The following is a 16,238-nucleotide window of genomic DNA, read 5'->3' on the forward strand; positions in this document are numbered from 1 at the left end:
CTGACGCCAGCAAGCATGAGAAGGAACAGATAAGCCGTACTGTTCAGGAAATGTTTGAAGAGTCTGATATGTGGCTGGTTTCAGATTAAACGCCTTGAACCGTCATATTGCTTAAGTACAATCCGCCGTGACTGGCAATCATTCAATACTCGCACTATCGAACGTTCGCCAGTTGGCCGCAATCATGCTCCTGCATACGGCGTGGTTGCGGCAACTACCCATTTTTATGGATGAGTATCCTGCTGATTTTGCTCGCGCTCGCGTTCAGCTTTTTCAATCGCCTCCCGAGTTTCTTTCTTCTTCTGGTTCCAGATGCTGTCTTCCGGCATTTCCACACGTACTGACACAAAAGAATCTGCAGGAATGTCGACTGGTTCACCATCCACAACGGTCTCAGTAAACACACCATTGGTATCGGTATTTCCTATTCTGTTCTGAGCAAACTCCGGTGCAGAGGGATGAACCCGGTGATATGTCCTGACCAGCACCGAACCATCAGCATTGACTTTATAGTCCAGCCAGATACGGGGTTGCTTGTTTCTGTCGACGGGAATTTCAAAACCGCCATCCGTCCCGCCCCACGAAGCATCAGCGTTTAGTCCCGTGCACCCGTCAATGAGATAGACACCCTGACCCTGTCTGGCCACAGTGCATCCCTCAGATTCCGCATTCACCTCAAATCTGCCGTCGCCATAGAGCTGGATTACAGGCGACGCTTTTTTGATAAAACCGTTCGAGTCGGTAGTGGTTGTTACATTATCCAGAATTCGTCGGCCAGTCAGCCAGCCTCGCCCGTCTGCACCACCAAACACTCGAATGGGTCCCGAGTTTTCAAACGGAGCACACCATAGTGTGTAGGTGTCTCCGGCACGCATAAATAACGCAGGAGAGTAATTGTGTATATACCAGGGGTCGGGTATTTGATTGTCATTTCGAAGTACGGACAGGCCATAACCCGCCATCCCACTGAGGATTGCATCAATGCTTGTAGCATTAAAACGAAACACGCCACCCGGTCTGCCGATGCCAAACATCCCCGGCTGCATCACATCCGATGTTGCTGTCCCTGTGTTTTTACCTGCGGCAGTGCCAAGACTGGTTTTGTCAGCTTTCTCATCCAGGCTTGTTTTGTCAGCCTTCAGGTTCAGTGTTTCAGTAATTCCACCCCATGCAGGGCCTGAATATGAGCTGTCATCCGGTAATTTGACCGTAACAGTTCCGGTTCCGCTGAAGATGCTTTGCCAGTTTTGTTTGTCGTAATTCAGTCCGCGCAGCGCTTCCGCGCTCTGAGCAACCAACGCAGCAGTAACCAGATTCATGGCCAGGCGGGGTACGGCATACCATGAAAGATTTGAGGTTGTTGGTCCGGTATACGGAGATACCAGCCAGGCTGTTGTGTTGTTTTCTACATTTGCCACTGGCAGGGTGTAAGTTACACCGCCGACAACCGCTACAATAAAATCTCCTGATTTCAGGTCTGATGTAAAAGAGGTCCCTGAGCCCACAACCCCTGTTTTATTATTCGTTAAACCAATAACACCTGCTGACATAGATATCTCCTGAATTCAGATAATAAAAAACCCGCCGGAGCGGGTTATTTTTGGTATTTCATTGAGGGCAATTCGAACTGGTGAAATTATTTTTATTCACCCATCGCCAGTTAAAGGGATAACCGGCCCTGTACTCAGTCTGATTAACCACTTTTCGCACACCGTAAATTTGCACTGACTGGGGCTGTCCACCAAGCACTAACTCAGCCTGACAAACCGGTTTCTGTTTCTCCAGAACAGGTCCTGAACAGGCTGAAAGCACCAGGCAGACAATAAATGGAATAATTATATTTTTCATTTCGACACCAGAGTTAATTATTTAAACAAAAAATAACCAATGGCATTGAATAATAAAAATAGTTTTAATAGATCAATATTCTAAAATTGATCGTTCAAATCGATCAGTTTAATCATATGCAGCTGTGTTTATCGCCGTTATCACAATTCCGCTATTCGTTGTTCCGACAGAGGAACCACTTGCAGTGGTTGAACTTTGCCCCCTGATTCTTGTACCACCAGTGTCGTCATGGCAACCCGTCCCCACATCAACAGACTGAAATATTGGCTGCCCACCTGGTGCAGAACCAGCGTGGAGGATGACAGATCCCAGCCCCATCGGATTTACAGCCCATTTCCCCGGCATTGTGACATCGATATTAATTCCACCCGTAGCCGCCCCGGGCGTCCCGATAGTTGTCAGATCTGTCAATACCCTTGATTCGTTTGTAAGAACCAGTGTTCCTTCGGCATCCCATATAGCCACACCCCAGGCCGGAAGGGTAAGCGGATATATGGCAAAAAAATAGGCCTCAAGGACAAAAGCCGATCCCCTGTAATTAGACGCATCAACACTGAACGTATTGCCACTTTTTGAAGCAGATATCTTCGCCGGGGCGCTGGTTCTTGCAAATGCAATCCCTCCCTTCTGACCGTCGATAGTAACAGACGCCGAAGCACTGTTAAAATTCCCCCCAAAAGTCGAGTTTACAGTGACTTTCCGGTAAAGCGTCATTGGTGTGGAATCAGGCGTGATAAAAGGGTTCCCGTTAGGTAATGAAATCAATGCGCCATATTTAGCCATCTACGCAGTCTCCGCAAAAACGATTAACTGCACTTTGACTGCCGGGTAATCATTAATCCCATCACTACCTGAAGGCTGTATTGTTATGGTGTTTCCAGATGCAATAATATTTCTTTTATCTATGTAACTTATTGTCCCTTTATCCTCCAGAGTACCAACCGCAAAACCGACCTTTAAACCGGGCTCGAGGTTGAACTGGTAGCTTCCCGTTTTCTGACCTAAAGCAAGATCGATGATACCCACCACAGTTACAGGTTTAATGCCATAGTTATTCGGGACACCGTTAGCGTCCCATGTCTGAATTCCCCATGTCATCAGAATACCCCTGTTAATTTGCCAATCTGCACGCGAAGAACGCCATTGCCATCTTTAACGCTGTAATTCAGATTGGTCATTTTCGTTGCACCCTCGCCGGCAACAGCCCCATTCATTTCAAACGTTCCGTCTGATTTCATGATGGTGCCGGTTTGTCCCTGTACATAATTAGCGGATCGCAGCTCGCCAATTTTTGCCAGTGTGATTTGACTATACTGAATAAACGCATCGCTGATAAAGACCTGACCATTGACCGCCGCAAACGGTGAATATTGCGTATCATCGCTGCCACTCATCAGGACGAACTGATTGGCGTTAAATCCGACACGAGTGACTACCGGCTTACCCGCTTCGGCCAGCACCGCAATCGACATACCGGCGCCATAAAAAATATCGTTGATGCGTACTCCGACTTTCAGGGTATGAATGGCCGTAGCACTTGTAGCGTCAACGGTGGCAGTGAGCTTATCCTCAAGCGAGGCGGTTACATCTTTAATCTGCGCCTGTACCTGGGTGGACATTTCAGCCATCGCTTTATCAACATCAGCAATGGTCGTTTTGACCACCAGAATATCCGCGCGCACTTCGCCGTACCGCGCCCACTGATGCTCTACCGTTCCATGATTGGCCAGCGCATTCTGCAACGCAGCTTCCAGATTAGTATCAATGTCGCCTGTCAGGCGGTCACCGTCTGCAGACGTCAGGAAGTCATCAGCAATATCGCCCAGGTAGTCGTCAGCATTCGCGTTGGATACACCACGAACCCAGTCGGTCCAGCCTGATTCATTACCCGTTCTGTCAACCAGCTGCGCGCGGTACCAGAACTCCTGTCCCGCCTTCAGTCCCAGTTGGGTGTATTCGGCTGACGGATAAGGCACATCCGACAGCAAAAGAGGATTAGAGAAATCACTGTTCGCGGTGTACTGAATTTCCGTTTTCAGCGTATCCCCGGTGTTAGCCGGGAATCCCCAGTTCAGGCGAATCCCCCAGTTGATCGGCGTTGTCGCAAAGCCGACAGGTTTCGGTGGATTTCCCACTTTGCCCGTCAGCGTTTTCTCTTCGGAGTAGCCCCAGCCAGAGGATATTTCAGCGGCATTAATGGCGCGCACACGCACGAGGTAGCGCCCGGCATAAATACCCGGAACATCGAATGACGAGGTGGAGCTGCGCGGCACGTTTACCCAGTTACCATCATTGCGGCGCCACTGTGCCTCGTAGGCGATGGCATTCTGCGCCTGGTCCCAGCTCACCCGCATGGTTTCGATGCTGATATTCTGTTGAACCACTGAAAACGAACTGATCACGATGTTGGCTGGCGGCGACTGGTTACCCGGCGGGATCACACTCACTGGCCGCTGGTCAATGATGGCTCCGGTATCAATACGGGCATATTTATCCGGATCGTGCCATGCCCCGGTAATAGAGAAAGTACCATCATTATTATCGGAGACACTGACAACACGATACTGCTGTGCGTAAAGCTCGTCCGACTCAACCACCCATACAGCTTCGGCCTGTGGCGTCTCACTGTATGCCGTGGTGACTGTGACTGATTCCCCATTCACGGCCTGAATGGTCCTGCTCTGTGACGCTCCTGAAGGAAGGTTGAGAATCAGTCGATCGCCTGCAGCTGCATCAGCAACACGGTCAAGTTTGATAACGCGCCCATTAACGGCGCTGATGCGCCCCCCCATAACTTTGCCGGACAGAAGCTCGTCTGATACGGCGATGATGTATCCCGGCTGCGGAATGTTTCCGTCCAGGCCAACATCAAACGAAACAACGCGATCCTTATTGTTGGTGAGAATACCCCAGCGCCCCTTTCGGTTCGCTTCTGATTGCCGGGTACAGCCGATGGCTGTCATTTCCAGCTGATTAAATCCGTACCGGGCCACCAGAGGCTGCTCAAATACCGGCTCCATCGCATCCGCATAGGCGTTACCCGGATCAGACCAGGAAACCAGCGCGGTGGTATACCGCGTTTTTGTCGTGCTGCTGGAATAGGTAAAGCGTCCGTCGATAACGTTAGCGCGGGTGTAAGCGTAATCCACATCTCTCGGCATATCGGCAAGCGCAACAATCTGATCACCGCCCCAGTACGTCATACCCCGGAATATAGCCGCAAAGTCACGCAGCACAGTGTAAGCGTCATTCCTGTCCTGAACATAGACGTTACAGGTATAGCGTGGCTCTGTCCCGCTTCCACCCTTTCCATCCGGTACCGGCTGATCGCAATACTGCGATACCTGGTACAACGTCCATTTATCGATGTTGGCTGCACTCAGGCGATTACCCAGACCAAAGCGATCGGTAATAACCAGATCGTAAAATATCCACGCCGGGTTATCGGTCCAGGCCCACTTAAACGCGCCCTGCCATGTACCACTATAAGTCCGCGTATCGGGGTCATAGTTATCAGGCACGCGGATCACTCGGCCACGTGGTTCACAGGATATCTGTGGAATCGAACCATTGAACTGACTTGAGTCGAATTCTATGTACAGCAGCGCGGTGTTCGGATAGCGCAGCTTGGCATCAATCACTTCCGTGAAGCTGTGCAGCGTCATCGTGTCGCCGATCTTGGCGCTGTTTGCGTCAGCGGTAATCTTACGCAGTCGGATTGTCCAGGTGCTGCCAGCCTGCGGTAAATCAATACGGTGGCTGCGCTCATAACCAGACGTCGTTTTGCCGGTTGCGCTGGTATTAAGCACGGTTTGCCAGGTCCCACCATCAGTTTGCAGGTCTATTGCATAATTGATGGAATACCCAACCAGATCGCCGTTGTCCTCCTGCTTAAACAGTGAAGGCCATTTCAGCCGCAGGCGAACGGCTGATAGTTGGGTGTTGGTAAATGTACGCGTCCAGGTTGTTGCGCTTGATACTTCAGTTCCAACGTTGATTTCGTTTTCGGTACCGGGAATGCCCTGAATGTAATTTTGTGCCTGAGTTCCCGCGCGAAACTCCCACGTCACGCCGCTAAAGTTTTGGGAGCCATCGGCGTTTTCCAGCGCCGTGCCGTCCAGGTAGATATTTTTTCCGGTTAATTGCCCTGCAAATTCCCCTTCCCCAAGCGCAACGAGGATTTTGGCCTTCGCTACAGATTGCAGATCATCAGGCTGTTCGGTAGGGGTTCGTGAACTGGAACTGCCGCCCTTGCGGCCTTTTATCGGGGTTGCTGTAGCCATATTGCGCCCATAAAAAAAGCCACCATAAGGTAGCCTGAAAGGAAGATTATTTTGTTATTGCTGGTCTTCGACGTATATACCAGCAGAGATGATCGCCCCACCAATACGCCTGCACCCGTATAGAAGTGGAACTGGATTACCCTGAGCAGCAGTGTTAGTTACACCACCGAATGCATACGATGCCCGATTTTCGGCATCCTGTTTGCTGGCAAGTCCTGCTGGCTGTGGCGAAAGCATTTGAACAACACCACCAAGCATCATTGCAGCGCCTATTTTCATAGCGGCAGGGCCCCAAGCTGCACCGCCCCATGCTTGGCCGATAGTAGCCCCCAAAGCACCAACAACAACAAGTACAGCCCCTAAAACTGTTTGAAGTAGGCCTGCCTTTTTACTGCCAATTACAACAGGGATAATTCTTATCACCTCTCCTGTAACTGGAAAACCTAAATCATCTTTTCCAATATTTCTTTTCCCTTTAAATACAGCATACGTTAGACCACGATTTTTACTCGTATTTAAATATTGTTCAAATCCACAAATTGTTTTTGATAATGCATTGATAGCCTCTGCTGTTGTTCGTATTAGTCTGTCATGGGTTCTACCAAATGTTTTACCTAACGCGCCACCTAGTTCAATCCGAGTCATTATTTCTTGCATATTTACTCCAATAAAAAAGCCACTAACGTGGCTTTGAAAAACAGAAATAAATTAAATGCATGATCGCGCTATTTTACCCCACGGGTCACCGATACCTTTATTTGCAGCATAGACTTTCACATCGGCCCCTCCCTCAGAGTCATCTTGAATAATAGCCATCGAAAGAACACCAAATAAATCATCAGCGGCTGATATTCTATATCCAGTTTCAGTTTCTATACTTGTAGCCTGTGGATGCAGTTCCTGCCACTTAGGTGACATGCATTTGTTGAGTTGTGCAGCACTCTTTGAGGTATGACCAGAATAAATAGGCTGTCCTTCCTGTAAGGAAGATGCACTACAACCAAATAAACCCAGTAGTGAAATCAATAATATGTTTTTTTTCATATCCCTATCCCCTTTTGATAATGCAAAAGATTAGCACAGAGACTTATGCCGTAGAACCTTCATCGTCCGTTCCTGCCAGTAGCCACCGTAAGGCACACGCTGACTCAAATGGCCATAAAGATGGTGGAGTAACATATTACCTTCGAGCAGGATCCCGGCATGGTTCCACTTATTAGCCTGGACCTGCATGATAACCATATCACCTGGCTGCGGTGCGCCGCTGAATTCACGGAATCCGCATTCATACCAGCAATCGTGGTAGAAGTTTTCGGGATAACTGTCTTCCCACCAGGGATAATCCACGCGGTAATCCGTCAGCTCAATGCCATGCGTTTGCCGGAAATAGCTCATCACCAGCCCCCAGCAATCGAAGTGACCGAGCACAAATGGGCGCTCCAGTAGCGGCAGCTCGCCCCGCGGCTGGATAGTACGTACATCCCCCTCCGGCCAGCTGACGATATGCCAGGGAAGTAACGTAGCGTCACACTGTGCCTTATCCAGTTCGCTCGCCTGCGTCGTGGCATCCGGGTGACTGTGGACAATGGCAATCACTGTTCCCCAGTCTTCGGCAGCGGCGTAATCTTCCGGCGACAGCTGGAAATGCTCTGTCGGATCGGTTGCCAGATTACGGCAGGGAATGTACCGCTGCACCCTGCTTTTTTGCACCACTACGCCGCAGCATTCACGCGGATATTCAGCAGCAGCATGCGCCATAATGGCGTCGATAATTTTCTGACGCATATCAGCTCCTGATCAGGGATGTGCCAGGGAAGCCACCGAACGGCAACTCGTTCCCCTCGCCATGCCTCAACTTGCACGCAGTGAGCGTACCGGGACATTCATCGAGTGACGGATCGTTAACCGGGTTGTTGTGCTTGTCGAAATAACGCGTTCCGGCATAGTCACATCCATCACCTGAGCGATATTTGTTACGGATACACCAGGTACAAAGCGAATGTAGCTGGCGCGTCGGGATCATCAACCCCTGCAGGTCCATTGGACTGGACAACGTAAACGCCACCACCTCGTTGGTTTCAGTGCTCTTGGCGTCAATGTAAAACACCTTCAGCTTTTCCTGCTGCGGATCCGCTGACGGGTTTCCCTCCGGATAGTTTTTCGCATCCAGATACTGCGCCAGCGTGTCATGAATCGTGACCTTTGCCTGCAGCAGGTCATCATAAGTAAGACACAGCGCCGTAATGGAACTATCCAGGTTAGCTACCGACAGCGTCGGCTGCGCGCTGGTCCCGTCGGTCGCCGTCTCAATACCCTCGATCTGGCAGGGCCAGGCTTTATATTCCTGCCCCTGCCACCAGATTGATTTCGCCGGTAGCTTATTTTCATCTCCACCAGCAGCGGCAATTTCATCGGGAGTGTGGGCAATGTTGTGGGCGTGGAAGCGGAGAACGTCGGAAACACCAAATGCGGTGCCATCGACATCAAAAAGCCGGACAACATTGCCCGGCTCAAGTTTCTGATAATCACTGTTTAAGCTCATGGTGCAAACGCCTGTTCAAAGGTGGCTGATACGGTTTCCACCGTTTTACTTTTGGTGACGCGCTGCAGGCTGTCTGCCTCAACACGCCACAGCGCAAGATCACCGCCTGGCGGGGTAAACGAAAAGGATTTCGTCTTATGGCGCCGCAGGAAAGCATAAATATCCCGGACGGTTTGCGGTTCGCCGGTAAATGAAAACTCATAACTGAGCGTTTCATCATTCATCCCGGCACCTGACACCTGCTTATAGCCATCACCAAACTGCGCCGTACGGACGGTATCCTTACTTTTCAGGGTCGGCTGGCTGGATGCTTTAATCCGCCATGCAAAATGCTCGATCGCCATTACTTACCTCTGTTTTGTTGCATTCCAGATGATGCCACCGGGCCGGACTTCTCTGGTGATACCTTCCCTGATTGAGCTGTTGATCACCTGCTGATAGGCTTTCCCCAGCGCATCGCCGCTTCCTTTCTGTTGACCGGAATCCCCCTGGCCTGTTGTCACCGAAACCGGCGCATACACGCTGACGCCAAAAGGAGAAGCAACGCCACCGCCACTCACGCCGACCAGACCACCAGTCGCATAACCGCGCATCATGCGATAAAGGTTGCCGACACCTATTCGGTTGGTGGCCTCCTGCGTAAAGACAAACTCGCCACGGTGCACCACACCTGCTGGCTCATACTTGCCGCCGGATCCGGTATAACCACCGCCAGCAAAACCCAGCGCTGACGTGGCAGAACTGACCAGGCCAGCCATGGCCTGCTTCATCAGGATCTGCGTCAGCATCGACAACGTGGAACGGGTGAAATCTGCCCAGTTTGCTTTCCCTGTCGTCAGCATATCGGCCATATTCTGGCTGATACCATCGAATGTGGCTGAAGCAGCGGACTTCATCGAACCATAGGCATCAGCTGCTGAATCGGCATAGTTAGCCCACGCTGATTTCGCCCCGGCCTGCCAGTTGCCGCGGAGCTCGTCCTGTGCGGCATAATATTTCTTCAGTGCATCCAGTTCGTTCTGATAACCCTGATCGGTGTCCGTACCACCGGCATTCATCCAGTCCTGCCGCAGCTGTGCCTCTTCGTTTTGCCGCTGCGCGCCGCGGCTACTCATGCTGCCACCGGCCACCAGCGCTCGGGTCTTCTCCCCAATCTGGGTAACGTACTTCTGCGAGCTGTCCTGCAGGCGGTTTAACCGTTCCTGGGCAACAATCTGATCGCCCAGCCGGGCATTCACTTCGGCCCGCGCCAGTACCTCGTCTTTGTTCGCCAGCACCGATTTTTCATCGGCGGTCAGCGCGCGCTTTTTGGCGGCCTCTTCCAGCACCGAAAAGCGGGATTGTTGTTTCCACAATTCCTGCCGCTGCTGGCTGATGGTATCCGTGATGCTCTTATGCTCCTGCAGAGTGCGTAACTGCGCCTCCAGCTCCAGCGTCTGCGCGCTGGCAGTATCGACACTTTTTACACCTGCAGGTGTTTTTACCGCTGAAGGGGCTTTGGGTTTCTTCAGCGAGTCGTCGTATTCTTTTTTCGCAGCTTCCAGATTGATGTTGTAGTCAGCCTGGAGGATCCGTCCGTCTTTAAGCGCCTTGTTCAGTTCATTCTGACGGGCCGTGTACTTCTCCAGCGCAGTCTGCGTCTTTGCATAATTCGACTGCGCCTGCGCGGCATACTTCTGGCGCTCAGATTCAATCACCGCCTCGCGGGCGGCGTTATCCTCAGTGGCCTTTGCCACGCTGGCCTGCTGCTGCGCCATTTCCAGTGCAAGGCGGGCAGACTCCCGATCGTTCCAGTAGCTGGCACGCGCATCATCATTGACATAACCATCACCTTTACGCAGATTCCAGATTTCATCCGCCCGCTTAAAGGCCGCTTCCGCTTTGGCAACCATCTCCTGCGTGGTGTCAGGCCGCCCGATATCGAGCGCCGCATCCCACATCGATTTAAAGGCGCGCTTCAGGCTGTCGGCAGCAGACTCAATCGACCCCATATTGTCGCGCAGACTCTTTGTCTGCTCACGAAAACCGTTCGTCGCCGCATCATTAGCTGCCTGCAGCGCCCCGGCTTCATCCCCGGCACGCTGCAGCTGCGCCACATAAGCAATCTGTTCCGCTGTGACGTTGTGAAACTGTTGCGCCATGGCAATCAGACCAGAGGTCGGATCGTTCGTCAGTTTGCCGAATGCCGCCGCCACCTTATCGACCGGCACACCCGACGCATCGGTAAATTTCGCTACCGCCTGACTCATCTCATCGAACCGGGCACCGGCACGCACTCCGGCTTTGACCAGCTCCGTTAGCGCGCTGCTGGTCTGGTTAAACGTGAGTCCCGCCTGCTCGCCGGATTTCGCCAGCACCAGCATGCGGTTTGAGGTCAGCCCGGCAGTGTTACCGGACAGGACCAGCGTTTTGTTGAAATCAGACAGCGTGGACGAGCCCTGATACCAGGCGTAAACCACCGCACCAGTGGCGACAGCCAGCGCGCCAACACCTACCATCACCGGCGATATGGTGCCCAGCAGCGCCCGAAAGGTCGGAATAATACCGCCGAAGGAGTCTTTCACCTGACCGCCCTGCTGCAGCAGGATGAGCCATGGACTCTGCCCACCGGCCAGCTGAGTGGCGATATCCGTAAACTGCGCCGGCAGCATACGCATCGCCGCGTTGTACTGGCCGACAGAAATACCGGCCTTCTTCGCGGCGCTCTCCTGGCGGGTAAATGACTGCTGCACCTTCAGCGCCGAGTCATTCGCTGCGTCACCCGTCTGCTTAAACTGCCTTTTTACGTACTCCATCTGCTCGTTGAACTTTGACGAATTAACGTCAAGGTTAACGACCAGGTCACCCACTGCCGTCTGGGCCATAGCGAACACCTCCTGAAATGCCCTCGGCCTTTGCCATCAGCACAGCGTCACCGGGTTCATCGTCGGCAATATCCTCCGCAGAAGGTGAAAGCAGGCTGAAGCTGGCAGGGGTTGATGTGGTTTTGGGATCAAGCGCGGTAATGACGATATGCATCAGCGAGGAAAAATGTGCATCCAGTTGCACATCATTAAAAAAATTGTCCTGGTAGAACGTTCGCCAGTCGGCGTATTCCGTTGACGACATACCAGCAAGCATGGCGCGCCAGTCCGGGCGGCGAAATTCACGCGCCAGTTTCAGGACGAATGTCAGCTCGCTGGCGAGGACTTTTCCAGACTGACCGGCTCAGTCACAGCGATATCCTCTGGATCATTCGCTTCCTGCAGCGGCACCATGCCGGATAACAGCTTCACGCTGTACTCTGCTGCGGAAACAATCTCCAGCGGCCAGGTCATCAGCACTTCATTCTGGATCTGCTCAACGTCTTCTTTCGGCGTTTTGTGCGTCCCTTTCAGGGGATGTCCATGCCATAAAGACATGGCCACCAGCAGTGCGCCGGATTTAATCGTCATATCCATCGCCGCCTGCATGTCGGCATCGGTGATACTTTCCAGCGTCTTCAGGTGTTCAAGATGCTCAATACGCTGCAGCGCCGACAGTTCGTAGAGCGTGACGGTCTTACCGTTGCGTTCGAACGGCTCACTTTTTAAAAACATGGGTTACTCCAGAAAGCGGGGCCACAAGCCCCGGAGGTCAGGAAATGGTGACTTTACAGGTCGCGACAAAAAGCCCATCGTTGGTCATCACGATAATGTCGGCGGTTCCGGTGGCAATGCCGGTTACCGTCAGCACTGTACCAGCAACAGTCACCGTGGCTTTACCTGCATCCGTGGTGGAGGCCCGGAAAGATGGATCGCTTGCGCTGGCTGGCGCCACGGTGACGTTCAGCGTGGTGGTGGCAGCAACCGCAACGGTGGTGGTCGATTTATCCAGGCTGACGCCGGTTACGTCAATCACTGTAGCAGCGCTGTCTTCAGCAAGACCTGGCTTGCCGTTGTTGCTGATTTTGACAGAACGGGTAATGGTGTCTTTTGCCGTCACCGTTTTACCCAGGCTGCTCACCCAGCCACGGAACACATCGATGGCGCCATTCGGGTATTTGATTTTGTACGCCAGCACGGTACCGTCATCAAACCAGCGAACCAGATCTTGCTGCCCGCTCTCGGCAGGTTTCCAGGCCAGCGTAAAACTGGCCTCCCCCGCCGATTTCTGGCCCTGTGAAGTGGACGTCCAGTCAGCATCCGCATCATCCAGATAGGTGTCGTCGTTTGATTCGGCAGTCAGTTCACCGGGCTGCAGGTCTTTAATCTTTGCCAGGCGCGTCCAGTCAACATCCGATAATGGGTTGGCGAAGGGGTTACCCGATCCGGAATAAATCCAGAGCGTGGTGGTGGCACCCTTTACCGGCGCCAGTGGGTTTGGTGTAGTCATTACGTCCTCACATTTCGTAAGTAATGGAATATTTCAGATCAGTCGAACTCCAGAGCCCAAGATCGTCATCGCGCTGGTAGTCATATCCCTGCTGCACCATGTTATTGATCAGGAGGGAAAGTCCTGGCACATTGCCAAGCACCGGATAAATACGTGACTCCATCCAGTCATCGAGCTCGGAATCGGGTACCTGCGCCGGTAAAAAGATCTCGATATGCAGCGTGGCCTGCCAGATATCAGCATCCAGTTCTTCGCCGGTATACCCGGCATCCGTCAGGAAGACAGCGACCGCCGGAAAATCCCCCTCCTCCAGTACCGCTGGACGTCCGTCAAAATAGAGTGCGTCTTTACCAATATGGCTCTCCAGCGCATCAATAATCGCCTTTCTAATATCAGTGTGTTTCATCGTTTCAGAATCAGCCTGAGTTGGTTTTTAAGGGATGCCCGAAGTTCTTTAGGCATATCCGATTCCATGAGCTTCGGCAGCTCATCTTTAAATGCGGTCGTCAGTGGCGCTGCCAGTGGAATGCTGACCACTTCGATCGGATAGCGGGGTCTGGATGTCCGTCGCATCACATGCCAGCGACCATTTTCCAGTTGTTGAATAAAGGCCCCGGGGAAACGAAAAGGGCCAATACGCAACACACTATTGGCCCCATTTTTGTCCCGTTTTCTGCGGGATAACCGTACGCTGGCAGTACCGAGCTTTATCGCGGGCAGGTTGCCCCGGTTCACGCGGATCATTGCCATCGGCTTTTTCGCCGTGGCGCGTTTTATCCTCGCGCGTTGTTTTACCAGCTTGCGCGGCACCCGCGTATCTTTCGAGACAACGGCAACGCTTCGGCTGACTGCCCGGGTGGCGACACGGTTAACAGCCTGCGCCGAGGCCCGCGGAACCGCCGTATTGCTGATGCTGTTCAGGTTTTCTATAGCCTGTTCAAGCCCTTTTAAAGACATAGTTTTCCCTTAACGGCGCCGGGTCGCTGCGGGAGGAGAACCCGTACCAAGCCAGATATGGCAGGAGCCACAGTCATCAGGACCAATACGATCAACCCAGAAAGGTTTTCCGTTAATATCCAGCGTGTCCAGCCGCGCCAGCTGCCCAATCGTTGCTGATTTCACAAACAACGACGGGCTGGTCCCCTCGACACGGATGCCGGGTGTGGCGTAACCGATATTTTCCGGATCATCGAAAACACCACTCAACGTGACGCCAGAAATCGCGCCGGACGTTACCGTTGCAGAAGTCCCCATAACCTGCCGAATAGTGTCATCGGCCTGTGTTATTGCAGCATCAAAAAGGTTATCGAAATCAGCCACACAGCCCCCTGCTAGTGCTCGCGGACCAGTCCGAGTGCAACCAGGCTGTCCGCATCCGCTTCTGTCACGCGGATCACGGTCCCCGCCTCCACAATAGATACCCGTTCATCGCTGGTCGCGTGCAGCGCCTCAATGTGCAGCGTGGCCAGCGTTACGACGGCCATCAGCGCGTCATCTGTTCTGCCGCTTAACACAGTATCCACTGGCGGCACGGGTCCTACGGTGCCGGTAGATGCACTACCATCACTTACGCCACCATTTTCAACACTATCGGTCTCCGTGCCGTCATTCAGTTCTTCCTCCAGCTCTGCAATGCGCATAGAGAGCTCCTGAATGGTGCCACTGGTATTCACTTCCCGACCAAGCTGCGCGCCAAGCTCATTAAGCCGCGCAATCAACTTTTCTTTTTCTGTCATAAGAACAACTCCGGAACAGGGCCCCGCAGGGCCACAGAATGGACATCAGGCGAGTTTGACAGACACGAACGCATCCGGGTCAGCCAGCAGCATCAGTGGTGCAGACTGGATCATGGTGAACTCACGCGCCGGATCGCCTGTCTGTACCCAGTTTTTCGGATAACGCGTGGAAGCGTTAATGCCTTCACGCTGGGCATCCACATCCTGAATGCAGCCGTAGGTGCGCAAGCCGCGGGCCTGGGTATTACCCAGCACCATGCTCAAATCCGGCAGGTAGTTCTTTTTGGTGTCGTCTTCAATGTATTGCCCGGAATAGACGACAATGGCCACATCACCATACATTCCCTTATAGGAGACCGCTTCACCCAGATCCTTCAGGGCCGTTTCCAGTTCAGAGTTAGAACCGCGACGGGTGTCGAGCTTCTCTTTTACCGCTTTGAATGAACGGAACAACGCCCAGCCCTTCGGATCAAAGACGATAATATTGACCACGCCGCTGGCGTTCAGCGCATAGGTTTCAATATCGTCAGTAGGGTCATAGGTTTCTTTGTCGCGATAGCTCCAGGCCGCAGCACCTGCCTGAATGATGTTATTTCCGGCACTGCGTCCCATATCCACCTCAACCGGTTCAAACGCTTCGCCGGTCATGGTGTATTTACCGTTGAGGACAGCAGCCACAGCCTGTTTCTCTTCCACCTGGGCAATCGCCAGCTCTTCATCCTTCATGTTCTGCAGGATAATGCGACGGCGGCGGTAGGCCGGGTCAGCCAGATTTTGCGGATCTTCATCCGGCAGACGACGCAGCGTCATCTGTGGGTTTACCTCGTGCTTCGGCTTGACGTAACCCGGCGTAAACTCTGATGTTGCGCCGCCGCGGGAGCGGATAACCTTGCCGGAAATAACAGGCGAGACGTACAGCGCCATGTTGACCATGCCCGGAATTTGCGACAGATACACCTTCTCGGTGCTGAAGGGGTAGCTTTCACGGAAGAAGATACGCAGGAAAAGCGGGTCGAACTTGAATTTCTTCTCATTGACCGCCAGCAGTTGGGCCGTTGTGTAAATTGACATAGATGTTTCCCGTAAAAAAAGCCGCGATGGCGGCTTCTGTGGATGATGGTTAGTATTAAGTCGGATGTCAGACGATACTAATGGCTGTACCTGCGAATGCGTTGCGTTTGATGTGTTCATCCGTCACCGCATCCGGCCAGAGCACATCTTCAATACGGAAAGAGCCGGACTTATAGAATGCCAGCTCAGTGCTGCTCTGGTCGGCAGACACCGCCAGAACGCCACAGGCAGCCCCAGCATGCTGGCCATCCCAGACGGTCAGCTTGCCAGAAGTGGCATCCAGCATCAGGGGCGTCATCGCCGGTACTGCTTTCGTCAGTTCACCAGGTGCAAAACCGGTATGCGCCGGATCACTGTTCCCGAGGGGCTGATTGTGCGTAAATTGTTCAGTGTTAGACATGTTGA

At 52.8% G+C, this 16,238-nt stretch carries 21 protein-coding genes; 1 reads left to right on the forward strand and 20 read right to left on the reverse strand.

All coding sequences use genetic code 11. The features are described 5' to 3' along the window. A partial coding sequence (locus OGY68_RS15245; protein ID WP_286579387.1) for a DinI-like family protein occupies positions 1 to 89 on the forward strand: 89 nt, incomplete at its 5' end. A gap of 135 nt (positions 90 to 224) precedes the next feature. Here OGY68_RS15245 and OGY68_RS15250 read toward each other — a convergent pair. From OGY68_RS15250 to OGY68_RS15345, 20 genes are all read right to left on the reverse strand, one after another. Further along, entirely contained in the window at positions 225 to 1,550 is a 1,326-nt protein-coding gene (locus OGY68_RS15250) for a phage tail fiber protein (protein ID WP_286617168.1), read from the reverse strand. 58 nt (positions 1,551 to 1,608) lie between these two features. Then, the gene (gene cor, locus OGY68_RS15255) at positions 1,609 to 1,848 is read right to left on the reverse strand and encodes a phage exclusion lipoprotein Cor (RefSeq protein ID WP_125363618.1); all 240 of its coding nucleotides are present in this window, start codon (positions 1,846 to 1,848) and stop codon (positions 1,609 to 1,611) included. Between the two features lie 108 nt (positions 1,849 to 1,956). Then, positions 1,957 to 2,631: a hypothetical protein gene (locus tag OGY68_RS15260; protein WP_286617170.1), complete on the reverse strand. Its 675-nt coding sequence runs from the start codon at positions 2,629 to 2,631 to the stop codon at positions 1,957 to 1,959. Beyond that, complete coding sequence (locus tag OGY68_RS15265; RefSeq protein WP_286617172.1) at positions 2,632 to 2,946, reverse strand: hypothetical protein; 315 nt, start codon at positions 2,944 to 2,946, stop codon at positions 2,632 to 2,634. Next, the gene (locus OGY68_RS15270; protein WP_286617174.1) at positions 2,946 to 6,131 is read right to left on the reverse strand and encodes a TipJ family phage tail tip protein; all 3,186 of its coding nucleotides are present in this window, start codon (positions 6,129 to 6,131) and stop codon (positions 2,946 to 2,948) included. The genes OGY68_RS15265 and OGY68_RS15270 overlap by 1 nt, the downstream gene beginning before the upstream one ends. Positions 6,132 to 6,185: 54 nt before the next feature. Continuing rightward, complete coding sequence (locus OGY68_RS15275) at positions 6,186 to 6,788, reverse strand: tail assembly protein (protein WP_286617176.1); 603 nt, start codon at positions 6,786 to 6,788, stop codon at positions 6,186 to 6,188. A 51-nt stretch (positions 6,789 to 6,839) separates the two neighbouring features. Next, positions 6,840 to 7,175 (reverse strand): hypothetical protein, encoded by a 336-nt coding sequence (locus tag OGY68_RS15280; RefSeq protein WP_088902112.1) that lies wholly within the window; start codon positions 7,173 to 7,175, stop codon positions 6,840 to 6,842. 30 nt (positions 7,176 to 7,205) lie between these two features. After that, entirely contained in the window at positions 7,206 to 7,916 is a 711-nt protein-coding gene (locus OGY68_RS15285; protein ID WP_286617178.1) for a C40 family peptidase, read from the reverse strand. A gap of 1 nt (position 7,917) precedes the next feature. Next, positions 7,918 to 8,673 (reverse strand): phage minor tail protein L, encoded by a 756-nt coding sequence (locus OGY68_RS15290; RefSeq protein WP_008322438.1) that lies wholly within the window; start codon positions 8,671 to 8,673, stop codon positions 7,918 to 7,920. Beyond that, positions 8,670 to 9,017, reverse strand: a complete 348-nt coding sequence (locus OGY68_RS15295; protein WP_008322439.1) for a phage tail protein — start codon at positions 9,015 to 9,017, stop codon at positions 8,670 to 8,672. The genes OGY68_RS15290 and OGY68_RS15295 overlap by 4 nt, the downstream gene beginning before the upstream one ends. 3 nt (positions 9,018 to 9,020) lie before the next feature. Then, entirely contained in the window at positions 9,021 to 11,537 is a 2,517-nt protein-coding gene (locus tag OGY68_RS15300) for a phage tail tape measure protein (protein ID WP_286617180.1), read from the reverse strand. Then, positions 11,515 to 11,793, reverse strand: a complete 279-nt coding sequence (locus OGY68_RS15305; protein ID WP_008322441.1) for a phage tail assembly protein T — start codon at positions 11,791 to 11,793, stop codon at positions 11,515 to 11,517. Before OGY68_RS15305 ends, OGY68_RS15300 begins: the two co-directional genes overlap by 23 nt. 50 nt (positions 11,794 to 11,843) lie before the next feature. Beyond that, the gene (gene gpG, locus OGY68_RS15310) at positions 11,844 to 12,251 is read right to left on the reverse strand and encodes a phage tail assembly chaperone G (RefSeq protein WP_003826205.1); all 408 of its coding nucleotides are present in this window, start codon (positions 12,249 to 12,251) and stop codon (positions 11,844 to 11,846) included. 37 nt (positions 12,252 to 12,288) lie between these two features. Next, positions 12,289 to 13,026: a phage tail tube protein gene (locus OGY68_RS15315; protein ID WP_286617183.1), complete on the reverse strand. Its 738-nt coding sequence runs from the start codon at positions 13,024 to 13,026 to the stop codon at positions 12,289 to 12,291. Between the two features lie 7 nt (positions 13,027 to 13,033). Then, entirely contained in the window at positions 13,034 to 13,432 is a 399-nt protein-coding gene (locus tag OGY68_RS15320; RefSeq protein ID WP_286617185.1) for a phage minor tail U family protein, read from the reverse strand. Next, entirely contained in the window at positions 13,429 to 13,983 is a 555-nt protein-coding gene (locus OGY68_RS15325; protein WP_286617187.1) for a phage tail protein, read from the reverse strand. The genes OGY68_RS15320 and OGY68_RS15325 overlap by 4 nt, the downstream gene beginning before the upstream one ends. Before the next feature lie 9 nt (positions 13,984 to 13,992). Further along, positions 13,993 to 14,346 carry a head-tail joining protein gene (locus OGY68_RS15330; RefSeq protein WP_048231663.1) on the reverse strand — a complete coding sequence of 118 codons (354 nt, stop codon included), beginning with the start codon at positions 14,344 to 14,346 and terminating at the stop codon, positions 13,993 to 13,995. An 11-nt stretch (positions 14,347 to 14,357) separates the two neighbouring features. Further along, complete coding sequence (gene gpFI / locus OGY68_RS15335) at positions 14,358 to 14,762, reverse strand: DNA-packaging protein FI (protein WP_286617189.1); 405 nt, start codon at positions 14,760 to 14,762, stop codon at positions 14,358 to 14,360. A 45-nt stretch (positions 14,763 to 14,807) separates the two neighbouring features. Then, complete coding sequence (locus OGY68_RS15340) at positions 14,808 to 15,833, reverse strand: major capsid protein (RefSeq protein WP_286617191.1); 1,026 nt, start codon at positions 15,831 to 15,833, stop codon at positions 14,808 to 14,810. Positions 15,834 to 15,900: 67 nt separating this feature from the next. Further along, positions 15,901 to 16,233: a head decoration protein gene (locus OGY68_RS15345; RefSeq protein WP_003826193.1), complete on the reverse strand. Its 333-nt coding sequence runs from the start codon at positions 16,231 to 16,233 to the stop codon at positions 15,901 to 15,903. Positions 16,234 to 16,238: the final 5 nt, after the last annotated feature.

The organism is Citrobacter sp. Cpo065, assembly GCF_030332805.1.
GTDB lineage: Bacteria > Pseudomonadota > Gammaproteobacteria > Enterobacterales > Enterobacteriaceae > Citrobacter > Citrobacter portucalensis.

Excerpts from the sequence above, each read along its gene's own strand:
- OGY68_RS15250 (WP_286617168.1), bottom strand. The coding sequence starts at position 1,550 with ATGTCAGCAGGTGTTATTGGTTTAACGAATAATAAAACAGGGGTTGTG.
- OGY68_RS15340 (WP_286617191.1), bottom strand. The coding sequence starts at position 15,833 with ATGTCAATTTACACAACGGCCCAACTGCTGGCGGTCAATGAGAAGAAA.
- OGY68_RS15295 (WP_008322439.1), bottom strand. The coding sequence starts at position 9,017 with ATGGCGATCGAGCATTTTGCATGGCGGATTAAAGCATCCAGCCAGCCG.
- OGY68_RS15280 (WP_088902112.1), bottom strand. The coding sequence starts at position 7,175 with ATGAAAAAAAACATATTATTGATTTCACTACTGGGTTTATTTGGTTGT.
- OGY68_RS15265 (WP_286617172.1), bottom strand. The coding sequence starts at position 2,946 with ATGACATGGGGAATTCAGACATGGGACGCTAACGGTGTCCCGAATAAC.
- OGY68_RS15275 (WP_286617176.1), bottom strand. The coding sequence starts at position 6,788 with ATGCAAGAAATAATGACTCGGATTGAACTAGGTGGCGCGTTAGGTAAA.
- cor (WP_125363618.1), bottom strand. The coding sequence starts at position 1,848 with ATGAAAAATATAATTATTCCATTTATTGTCTGCCTGGTGCTTTCAGCC.
- OGY68_RS15305 (WP_008322441.1), bottom strand. The coding sequence starts at position 11,793 with ATGCTTGCTGGTATGTCGTCAACGGAATACGCCGACTGGCGAACGTTC.
- OGY68_RS15290 (WP_008322438.1), bottom strand. The coding sequence starts at position 8,673 with ATGAGCTTAAACAGTGATTATCAGAAACTTGAGCCGGGCAATGTTGTC.
- OGY68_RS15320 (WP_286617185.1), bottom strand. The coding sequence starts at position 13,432 with ATGAAACACACTGATATTAGAAAGGCGATTATTGATGCGCTGGAGAGC.
- OGY68_RS15285 (WP_286617178.1), bottom strand. The coding sequence starts at position 7,916 with ATGCGTCAGAAAATTATCGACGCCATTATGGCGCATGCTGCTGCTGAA.
- OGY68_RS15270 (WP_286617174.1), bottom strand. The coding sequence starts at position 6,131 with ATGGCTACAGCAACCCCGATAAAAGGCCGCAAGGGCGGCAGTTCCAGT.
- OGY68_RS15315 (WP_286617183.1), bottom strand. The coding sequence starts at position 13,026 with ATGACTACACCAAACCCACTGGCGCCGGTAAAGGGTGCCACCACCACG.
- OGY68_RS15300 (WP_286617180.1), bottom strand. The coding sequence starts at position 11,537 with ATGGCCCAGACGGCAGTGGGTGACCTGGTCGTTAACCTTGACGTTAAT.
- gpG (WP_003826205.1), bottom strand. The coding sequence starts at position 12,251 with ATGTTTTTAAAAAGTGAGCCGTTCGAACGCAACGGTAAGACCGTCACG.
- OGY68_RS15345 (WP_003826193.1), bottom strand. The coding sequence starts at position 16,233 with ATGTCTAACACTGAACAATTTACGCACAATCAGCCCCTCGGGAACAGT.
- OGY68_RS15325 (WP_286617187.1), bottom strand. The coding sequence starts at position 13,983 with ATGTCTTTAAAAGGGCTTGAACAGGCTATAGAAAACCTGAACAGCATC.
- gpFI (WP_286617189.1), bottom strand. The coding sequence starts at position 14,762 with ATGACAGAAAAAGAAAAGTTGATTGCGCGGCTTAATGAGCTTGGCGCG.
- OGY68_RS15260 (WP_286617170.1), bottom strand. The coding sequence starts at position 2,631 with ATGGCTAAATATGGCGCATTGATTTCATTACCTAACGGGAACCCTTTT.